Origin of the sequence: Coleofasciculus sp. LEGE 07092 (assembly GCF_015207375.1) — a bacterium.
In the GTDB taxonomy this organism is placed as follows: domain Bacteria; phylum Cyanobacteriota; class Cyanobacteriia; order Cyanobacteriales; family Coleofasciculaceae; genus LEGE-07092.
Window position 1 is genome coordinate 1 of sequence record NZ_JADEWY010000192.1, and the last position, 9,440, is coordinate 9,440.

Consider the following 9,440-nt stretch of genomic DNA (forward strand, 5'->3'; position numbering starts at 1 on the left):
GGGGGTACTCCCTGGTTTTGCCATCAAAGGCTTTCAGCGCTCTCTGGTAATCGCTGAAAGCGGGGGTGATAATGCCAGTTTCTGCCAGTTGCGAAAGTTCTCTAGCTGCCCAGGTTAGTAACTCTGCCGATCCGTTACCGGGTAGAATCCAGTCGGGTGTCAGAGTTGGGTGTAGGTGACATAGAGCGGTTCGCAACTGATGGTAATTGGGATCGGGGTAGGCAATCAAGTCTTTGAGTTGAGTCTCAATTGCTGCGATCGCACTTTTCGGCGGTCCGAGTGGATTGATGCTAGCCGAAAAATCAAGAATTAAGGAAGGGGGACAGCCTGCCAGTGCCGCTGCCCAGGCTAAATTTCCCCCGTGAGTTGGTCGTCTCAAGAATACGTTCCGTTCAAATTTAACGGCTATTTAGGTGGCGCAACTTTCTCCTTAAACAGCTTACCTGCCGAAAAAGCCGGAACTTTAGTCGCCGGAATTTCCATCTTGTCACCGGTTTTGGGGTTGCGCCCCTCACGGGCTTTGCGTTCCCGCGACTCAAAGGAGCCAAAGCCCACCAAGGTAACTTTGTCACCTTCAGAAACCGCTTCCATAATCGCTTCTAAGGCTGCTGTTAAGACAGCATCAGCCTGCTTTTTGGTCACGGTTGCTTTTTCTGCAACTTTGTCAACTAATTCGCCCTTGTTCATGAAAAATCTCCTTTTTTGTGGATTGCGAGTCAACTATCGCTCTAACTTTTGGGTATTGAGGTTAGGTGTGTTGACCTTAAGAGTAGGGGTTCCAGCAAAAAAACGGCTGAAACACCCACCGGCTCGAAGTTTCACTGCATTATTCTAATGTCTGCTTGGCAGATATGGATCGTTGAAAGCTTTAAATTATGTGGATTTCGGGTTTTTTGAGTAAAAATACTTACTATATTTGCTAATTTCACGCCTAATTGTAACGTTTTTTAACTCAGAATAGGCTATTTTTGACTTTTATAGCAGTTTGCGACTTGATGGAATACAGTAGGGGCGAGTTTATAAATATGGCTCTTCAGGAAAAATCAATACAAAGTCTAAACTCAACTTGAATAATATCAAAAGTATCGCGATCGCCAATACGATAGAATAAGAAAGGGGTGATGAAAGACGTAAAATCACATTTCTGTAGGCGTTATGCTGGGGTTGGGTACGATCCACCAGGCAAAGCAAAACCCCAGCATCACACAAAATCATAGTTCTAAACCCTGTTGCCGATACTTAGCCAGCAAAAGTTCTTGATAGTTACTCGCTGGCTGATTCGGAGCAACCTCCAGCAGATCGACAGACTCAAACCATCGTACCCATGCTTGGGTAATATCACTGCTGAGCTTATCACTGATGGTGCTGTGTTGCTGCTTGTACCTCAAAAAGTCGATAAAATCGCTAACTTGTTGTAAGAATGGCTCCGGCAATTGCTGCAATTTGGCAATAGTGGTTTCACGAATCGTCATCAGACTCAACCTCCTCCAATACTCCCCCTTGCTTTTCTACGAGCTATTCTACCCTAGACAGGCAAGATGCCTGTCCTACGGGATAATTAACTATTTGAAGTTTCCTAATTACCACCTGTTGTGGGAAAACCTCGACGTTCCAAGACTTCACGGGTTTCCCGACCCGGGGTGTAGTTGTAACCCCACCCTGAGCGCTCTGAGTCATCAATAATTTGGGGTGTGAGCAGCACAATTACCTCTTGTCGCTGATTCTGCCGTTCTGTACTCCTGAATAATGCCCCCAGAATTGGAATATCACCTAAGATTGGTACTTTTCTTACCGTTGTCCGGTCAGTTTCTTGGATAATCCCTGCCAAAATGAGAGTTTGACCATCTCGCAGGCGAATTTGTCCAGAAGTAAGTTCCCGTCGATTCAGTAAAGCAATTTGGTTGGTGTCTTGTCCAACACTTAGATTTTGAACGCTGCCAATGGAGGTCACTGTCGGATTTACAGCTAACGTGATAAAACCGTTGTCATCAATTCTATCAACGATGACGTTAAGGATTAAACCTGCTTCCCGAATCTCTGCCGTTACTGTCCTAGTCGTTAAGTTATCAGACGATTCAGTTTCACTGGTAATATTGCCAACAACCTCTTGAGTTAGGTTGACTTGAGCAGTTTGACCCTCTTGGACTACGAGCGTGGGGTCAGTCAGAATCTTGGCGTTGCCACTGGTAATTTGAGCTTGTAAGGCAGCGAGGAACCTTTTCGGGTACTGAAATAGAGAGGGGAGACCAAAGGTAACATCACCTGCTTCACCTACCGTTACAGTAGGATTACCGTCCTGATCATAAGTGATGATCGTATCCGTAGGTAGTGTGATATCTGTAATTCCAGGTACTAGGGGATCGCTTAACCTCACAAAAGGTGTTCCCCCAATAATAAATACATCGCTTGGTGGAGAAATTTCAAGTGGTGGGCCGCCCGGTCGGTTGATAATTTGTGTCCTCGGTCCTGCATCGGGAATAATAAAGGTCGTATTTGGGTCGCTAAAAATTTCAGCTCCGGCAAAGGGATTAGGAATTACAGTAGGAGAAGCTGTACTTGTTTGTGTTTCTAATGCACTCGGTGGTCTGAAATCCCCGTAATTAAAGACGGCTGCTCCTTGGTCAACGACAAAGAAGCCATCACCAACTCCGAAGGAGAAACTGGTATTAAAAGCATCCGTTCCCAAGAGGTTGACATCAACAATCTTGACATTGATTGCCACCTGACGACGCCGCAAATCGAGCTGAGTTAGTAACGCTGAAGCTATTTCTATGAGGCGCGGTTCACCAACCAAGGTTATAGCGTTGAGCCGCTCATCGGTTACGACTGATAAACCTCTGAGTAATAAAACTGCATCCGTCTCTGTAGCTCTCAGAGCGAGAATGCTGGGAGTTCTGGTTTCAACGGTACGAGCGGCTGCTCCTTCTCCAAGGGTCTGAATTTGGACTTGCTCAATCGGAATCTGAGTTTCTGCCCCTTGAGCCGTCAAATAATTTGCGGCACTCGTCGCAGGTACTTGATTAAGACGCAAGGTGCGGCTGACTATATTGCGAGCCTCTGCGGGTAGTTGCGGACCGACAAAAATGGTGCGTCCTCGTCTGTTTGCTTGGAGTCCAGAGAGTTGGAGCACGTAGTTAAAGACATCTTGAACAGGTTCGTTTTCTAGATCCAGGGAAATGGTTTGTTGGGCACCTGCTGGGGCAGCACCTGGAGCGCCACCACCCTCAGCTCCGCCACCAGTATAGGCGAGGTTGAGTCCGGCGGAGCGAGCTAGGAGTGATAGCACTTCTCGCACGGGGGCTTCTCGCAAGGACAAGCGAGGAACAACGGCTGCTGTTCCCAAGTCGATTTGGCTAGCCGCTGCATTGATATTAGAAACTGAAATATCACCCACTGGGGGCGCAACGGCTCTGGGCAAGAAGGGAGGAGCTGGTGCTACGGGCTGTACTGCACCGGCGGGTGCTGCGGGTACTCCATCAATGGTGATGCGGGGATTGGGAACCAGTACATCTGGGTTGGGAGCGGGCACGGGGGGTTGAACGGCGGGTGTCTGTCTCTGTGGCGGTGGAATAGCCGGAATTTCTCCTTGGGGTTCAACCTGTGCAGGCGCGGGGATTTGCGCCACCACGGCTGGTGAATTGGTACCCTGATTCTGGGGGCTGGGGGTTGGTAGAGTGGGCAAGGCTGCGCCAGTCTCTGAATCCGTTGCTAGTGATGGGTTAGGCGTAGTTAAGGGGGTTTGTGATGCGCCTTCGGCAGTCGGTGGTGGAACAGAGATGGGTTCTACCGTCTGAGGGATTGTGGCGGGTGGGCTAATGCCTAGGGCAATTTGTTGATCCTCCTGCCTGAGAATTTGACCGCTTGGTGGACTCTCAGCACCTGTAACGGTGATCCGAATACTGTTGGGTTCGAGCTGGTTGACTGCAACCGCCTGAATACCTGGCATGGGATTGTCTTGGCGGAAGTTGTTGCCTTGGGGCAGGTTGAGCCGGGTATTGACGATATCGGCGACCCAGTCGTTGCCCCGGTTCACTGAGAAGATCTGGGGACGCTGGTCGCCTGCTTGTGTTTCTAGAATGAGTTCTAGGCTAGTTCCCCTAGGATTAATTTGTACGGCGGTCACTTGGACTGCGGCTGCCCATGCGGGCTGATTTGTCAAGAGGGTTACAACCCCTCCCACGGCAATTCCACTGAATACTTGAGCCTGTTTCACGATTCACTCCTCACCTATTTGAGTAATCCTGCGGCGCGTTATTGCTATGTACTATTGGGCTGGTTCTTGAGCTGCCTGTTGTTCGGCGGCTGCTTCTGTTGCTTTGTTTTCCTCTTCAGTCAAAGGCGATAGTGCCTCTAGATTAAAGGTGGCTTTGAGCGTTGGTTTTGCTCCAGGAATGGCTTTTTCTCCCTTAATCACGACGGGGACAACTTTACCTTTATCATTAATCAACAAACCTTGGGGTGTACTGACCTCAGTTTTGAGATCTTTAATGAGCAATAGGGTTTGCAAGCGTTCAATACTCCGCAGAATTGACTGAATTTGATCAAAGCTGCCTTCAAGTTCTACATTGATGACTTTGCGTTTGAGTTTGCCGTTAACTTCTGCTCCCAAGGAACTGTCTGTGACAATATTACTTTGCTCTTGCTGCTCCGCAGGCTGAAAACTAATCAACTTGCTGTCAGAACCTCCTTCTTTTTTTTCTTGAACGATAGTGTTGAGATCTAACAGCAAGGTGTCAAGGGCTTTATCCGTCGCAAATAAACTCAGAACCTGTTGATTCTGCTGCTCTGCCTGCTCCAGTTCCACTTTCTTTTGTTGAATTTGTGCCTGAATTTCTTCAGGGGATTGAAGTTGAGATTCTTTCGTTGTCAAGTCTGTCTTTAACGTCTGGTATTCCTGCCACACGGGTTGTACAAAGTTGATTGCCAGGTAAACGGCTCCCACCAGACCTAAAACTGCCAAACTTATTCCTGAAACTTTTGGAGTGAAAGTAATGCCAAAAGCTGTGGGATAGCTAGGAGCTTCCTCCTGACCATCAACTGGAATAAACTCTTGATCGGCGTATGTCATGGTTACATCACTCCGTAACTGTCTGGGTAGGTGTCTCGCTCGGTGTCTCGCTGGGCGTCTTTTGCGTAATCTGCTGAAGGGTTTTAATGCGAGTAACTAATCCCACGGCACCTTTGCGGTCGATTTCCCGGAGTATTTCGGACGCCGGGACATCGTTCAAGCTGGTTTTAATTTTGTAACTCACTACTTTCGGCAGTTCGTAGGTGACTTCGGCTGATGACTGTTGTTGTGCTTCTTTTTCAGGGACTTTTAGCTGAGTGGGGTTGGGGACTAACTGAGCGCTGACTAACTGGGTTTCATCGTTTTTCAAAAACGAAGACCGCTGTAGGGTCAGTAAAAAATAATTTACATCATCAAAGGAGCTAGCTGTACCAGAAATCTCTAAATTAATGGCTGGAGCTGGGGCGCTCGCGGCTGGAGCATTGGGGTCGCTTGATGCAGGAGGGGGACTGGCGGCTGTTTCAGTTTGCTGGATAGACTGAATTTGGACGCCTGTGGGAATTCGTTCGCGAACATCCTGCAAAATGGCTGACCAGGGCTTAATTTGATTAAAGACCGTTGCCAGTGCTGTTGTTTTCTGGTTGACTTCCTGAATTTGCTGGTCAAGCTGGGCAATTTGTTGCTTTTGAGCACCTAGACTTGCCAGTTTCTGGTCTACATCCGCAATTTCTGTTTGTAATCGGGTATTTTGTTGCTGTAAAAATAACCACAAACCCCCGACCGCTGCTGGCAGGAGCAAACCAACAATCGCTCCTAAAATTAGCGGTGTTTTTGACCCCATATCTATGGCTTTACCTTTCGGTTTTGCCTCAGCTTGTTGGTATTGAGGTCGATCCTTTAAAAAATTGACATCTAGACTGTACATTTGTTTAAACCTCCCGCAATCCTAATCCCAATACGGTTCCGAGTCCCGGTCGCTGCACTGAAGGAATGTCTCGATCTATCTCTAAGGAAAGTGCTGCTACTGGATCAACTTGAGTCGTGGGCAAGCTTAACCGTTGGGTAAAAAACTCGTCCAACTGCCCAATGCCACCTCCTGGACCTGCCAGAAGGAGCTGGGCTACTTCTAAATTGTCGCTTTGATTTAGATAAAAATCGATGGAACGACGTAGTTCATCGGCAAGTTCTCCCAAAACACGCAACAGAGCCGCCATGCCGGGATTGATTCCTGTGGCTCCGGTGCGCATTCCATCCACTGGGGTGTTGGGAATAGTCATGCCTTGCAGGAGTTCAGTATTTCTGGAGGTTGGCAAATTCATGGCTCTAGAAAGAGCGCTCTGGAGTTGAAATGTGCCGATGGGCACCGTGCGAGAGAATTGAGGAACGCCGTCAACGATAATAGCAATCTCGGTGCTGTCGAATTCAATATCGACGAGTACGGCAGCTTCTTGGGGGGCAAACTGTCGCAGTTGCTCCCGGATGGTGCGAATCATGGCGAAGCTGTTAATCTCTAGCACGTCTAATTGCACCCCTACCTGCTCGAAGATATCGAGATAGATATCGGTGACTTCCTTGCGGGTAGCCACGAGCAAGACTTGTACCTTTTCAATGCCATCTTCATCGACAAAGAAACCCAGCTTCTGATAATCTAAATCTACTTCTTCACGAGGATAGGGCAAATAAAGACCCGCTTCGTGGTTGAGTACCATATCTCGCAGTTCTCGGTCATCCAATTCGGCGGGAATGGGAATAATCCGAATCACGGCTTCCCGCATGGGAACAGCAGTGGCGACTCGTTCGGCTTTAATTTTGCTCTCTGTAATGGCAGTCTTAACGAGTTCCGCGAGTTCGGGCGGCTCGGCAATCTGTCCGCCTTGAAAAATGCCTTCTGGTATCTCGTGGGAGTAGAGGGTGGTGAGTTTATAGCCCTGTCCTTGCTTGCGCAGTTGGGCGATGTTAATTCGTTCCGGTGCTATCTCTATACCGATACCTTTTTTACTCTTTGAAAATAGATCTTTAACCTGGTTAAACATAGGTGGCTTGGGACTGGAATGGGGATTGAGAAGAAGTAACCTGAAACTGATAGATGGGGAGGCTAGGGTGACTTATCAATAATACCGATATATATTAACTAATCTAGCTCATGCCCTGTAATTCTTAATTCACCTTAGAAGAGTAGGGAGTGGGGAGTAGGGAGTGGGGAGTGGGTAAGAAAAATAAATGTACCTGACGATGGGAGGAAATGCCATATCTCGGACACCCCTCAGATGCGATCGCTACTCAAGCTACCATTGACAAGGCTCATCCCTTTACACTCCATTTTGATAAAGTAGGATGAGTAAACTACTAACATCAAATCAAAGATTACGATGTTAGCTTCGCGCCTCATTCACCGATTATCTCCTCTATGGGAGAACCCGCACAGCCACCTTGGGAACCAAGGCAGATAATTTCTAGATTTTACAGGCAGATCGGCTTAACGGCTAATACTAGGGATTGAATCAAAACTTTACACGAATAGCATGAAACCTTGGAAACGTTTGGGACTTTTTGCACTGTTGGGATGGTTGTTGAGCTGGGTCATTAGCTGTAGTTCACCACCTGCACCCTCGGCTAGCCCAGAAATCGAGTTCTGGACAATGCAACTACAACCCCAGTTTACCGAATATTTCAACAAGCTGATTGCTACCTTTGAATCAGAAAATCCAGAGATCACGGTGCGCTGGGTGGATGTTCCTTGGTCGGAGATGGAGCGGAAAATTCTGACGGCAGTTTCGGCGAAAACTGCGCCGGATGTGGTTAACCTCAACCCGAGCTTTGCCTCCCAACTGGCAACCCGCAATGCCTGGTTGGACTTGGATAACCGTATCTCTCCAGCCGACCAACAGCAGTATTTACCGAAAATCTGGAACGCCAGCACCGTTGATAACAAAAGTTTTGGCATTCCCTGGTATCTTACCACTCGTGTTACAATTTACAATCAGGCATTACTTGAAGAAGCTGGAATTAATCAGCCCCCCGCCACTTACGCAGAATTAGCTGAGGTTGCCCAGCAAGTCAAGGATAAGACGGGCAAGTATGCGTTTTTTGTCACCTTTGTGCCAGATGATTCGGGTGAGGTGCTGGAATCCTTCGTGCAGATGGGGGTACAGTTAGTAGACGATTCTGGTGAAGCGGCGTTTAATACCCCTGAAGGGAAAGCAGCATTTCAGTATTGGGTCAATTTATATAAAAAGGGATTGTTGCCACGGGAAGTTTTGACTCAGGGACATCGAAATGCGATCGAGCTGTATCAGGCAGGGGAGACGGCTTTGTTGGCTTCGGGGGCTGAGTTTTTGAAGACGATTGAAACGAACGCGCCAGACATTGCGAAGGTATCGGCGACAGCACCCCAGATTACAGGGGAGACGGGGAAGAAAAATGTAGCTGTGATGAATGTGGTAATTCCCCGTGATACCGATAAACCAGAGGAGGCGTTAAAATTCGCCCTGTTTGTGACGAATACAAACAATCAGTTGGCATTTGCGAAGGCGGCGAATGTGCTGCCTTCAACCGTTAAGGCGGTGGAAGCGTACAAGACAGAGTTGTCTAAGGCGGCTAGTGGTTCATCGGTGGAACAGGCGCGGAGTATTAGTGCCACTCAGTTGACTGACGCGGAGGTGTTGGTGCCGGCGATGAAGGATTTGAATAAGCTGCAAAAGGCAATCTACGAGAATTTGCAGGCGGCGATGTTGGATGAGAAAACGGTAGAGCAGGCGGTTGCGGATGCGGCTGAGGAGTGGAATCAAAGGTAAGGGTTTAGATCCCCGACTTCTAGGAGAAGTCGGGGATCTCAAATTGTAAGAAGTAACCGACTAAGTAAAGAGAACCACACAGAACCATTAAATCTTCAGAGGTGGAAATAGCGGCTTGGAGTCCGGCTTCTAAGGTGGGGTAGGTTTGGCAATGGGCAAGTTCTGGGCAAATGGATTGCGCGATCGCTCCTAAGGTTTCTGGGTCGGCACAACTGTGGTCTGGGACGGGAACCAGGTACAATCGGTCAGTGGGTCGTAGTAAGGCTTTGAAGATGTCGGCATGGTCTTTGGTAGAAAGGATACCCATAATCCAACTTACTGGGGTATTGAGGGTATCGACGTAGTGACGCAAAGCTTGGGCAGCAGCAGGGTTATGAGCACCGTCAATCAGAAGGGGGCGATCGCACCACGTCGTCCATTGCAGGCGTCCGAGCCAGGTGGTTTTTGCCATACCGGATGCGATCGCACTTTCAGGAATCTGCCAACCTTGGGCAGTGAGGGTTTGTAGGGTAGCGATCGCTATTGCCGAATTCGATAACTGAATGTTTCCGAGTAAGGGTAAGGGATACTCAATGCCCTGATAAGATGCCCATCTACTAGGAGACACGGAAAGTTCTCCACTCTCATTTAGATAAGGC

The 9,440-nt window shown here is 48.3% G+C and carries 9 protein-coding genes; 1 reads left to right on the forward strand and 8 read right to left on the reverse strand.

Features of this window, described 5'->3' with window-relative positions:
- The 7 genes from IQ257_RS27680 to pilM all read right to left on the reverse strand — a co-directional run.
- On the reverse strand, nt 1-379 hold a 379-nt coding region (locus tag IQ257_RS27680; RefSeq protein WP_416207939.1), incomplete at its 3' end, for an aminotransferase class I/II-fold pyridoxal phosphate-dependent enzyme.
- Nucleotides 380-405: 26 nt separating this feature from the next.
- On the reverse strand, nt 406-687 hold the full coding sequence (locus IQ257_RS27685) for an HU family DNA-binding protein (RefSeq protein WP_193881201.1): 282 nt from the start codon (nt 685-687) through the stop codon (nt 406-408).
- Between the two features lie 524 nt (nt 688-1,211).
- Nucleotides 1,212-1,472 (reverse strand): DUF2281 domain-containing protein, encoded by a 261-nt coding sequence (locus tag IQ257_RS27690; RefSeq protein ID WP_193881199.1) that lies wholly within the window; start codon nt 1,470-1,472, stop codon nt 1,212-1,214.
- 104 nt (nt 1,473-1,576) lie between these two features.
- On the reverse strand, nt 1,577-4,213 hold the full coding sequence (locus tag IQ257_RS27695) for an AMIN domain-containing protein (protein WP_193881196.1): 2,637 nt from the start codon (nt 4,211-4,213) through the stop codon (nt 1,577-1,579).
- A gap of 51 nt (nt 4,214-4,264) precedes the next feature.
- Entirely contained in the window at nt 4,265-5,068 is an 804-nt protein-coding gene (locus tag IQ257_RS27700) for a hypothetical protein (protein ID WP_193881193.1), read from the reverse strand.
- A 7-nt stretch (nt 5,069-5,075) separates the two neighbouring features.
- On the reverse strand, nt 5,076-5,933 hold the full coding sequence (locus tag IQ257_RS27705; protein WP_193881190.1) for a PilN domain-containing protein: 858 nt from the start codon (nt 5,931-5,933) through the stop codon (nt 5,076-5,078).
- A gap of 4 nt (nt 5,934-5,937) precedes the next feature.
- Nucleotides 5,938-7,041 carry a type IV pilus assembly protein PilM gene (gene pilM / locus IQ257_RS27710; RefSeq protein ID WP_193881187.1) on the reverse strand — a complete coding sequence of 368 codons (1,104 nt, stop codon included), beginning with the start codon at nt 7,039-7,041 and terminating at the stop codon, nt 5,938-5,940.
- Between the two features lie 489 nt (nt 7,042-7,530).
- On the opposite strand from pilM, the gene IQ257_RS27715 reads away from it, so the two are divergent.
- Nucleotides 7,531-8,802, forward strand: coding sequence for an ABC transporter substrate-binding protein (locus tag IQ257_RS27715; RefSeq protein ID WP_193881184.1), 1,272 nt, complete (start codon nt 7,531-7,533; stop codon nt 8,800-8,802).
- A gap of 19 nt (nt 8,803-8,821) precedes the next feature.
- Here IQ257_RS27715 and IQ257_RS27720 read toward each other — a convergent pair.
- Nucleotides 8,822-9,440: glutamate ligase domain-containing protein (locus IQ257_RS27720; RefSeq protein ID WP_416207940.1), on the reverse strand; the 619-nt coding region annotated here is incomplete at its 5' end.

Bases quoted from the DNA above. Each gene is read 5' to 3' on its own strand.
- IQ257_RS27685 (WP_193881201.1), bottom strand. From the start codon at position 687: ATGAACAAGGGCGAATTAGTTGACAAAGTTGCAGAAAAAGCAACCGTG.
- IQ257_RS27690 (WP_193881199.1), bottom strand. From the start codon at position 1,472: ATGACGATTCGTGAAACCACTATTGCCAAATTGCAGCAATTGCCGGAG.
- IQ257_RS27700 (WP_193881193.1), bottom strand. From the start codon at position 5,068: ATGACATACGCCGATCAAGAGTTTATTCCAGTTGATGGTCAGGAGGAA.
- IQ257_RS27705 (WP_193881190.1), bottom strand. From the start codon at position 5,933: ATGTACAGTCTAGATGTCAATTTTTTAAAGGATCGACCTCAATACCAA.
- pilM (WP_193881187.1), bottom strand. From the start codon at position 7,041: ATGTTTAACCAGGTTAAAGATCTATTTTCAAAGAGTAAAAAAGGTATC.
- IQ257_RS27715 (WP_193881184.1), top strand. From the start codon at position 7,531: ATGAAACCTTGGAAACGTTTGGGACTTTTTGCACTGTTGGGATGGTTG.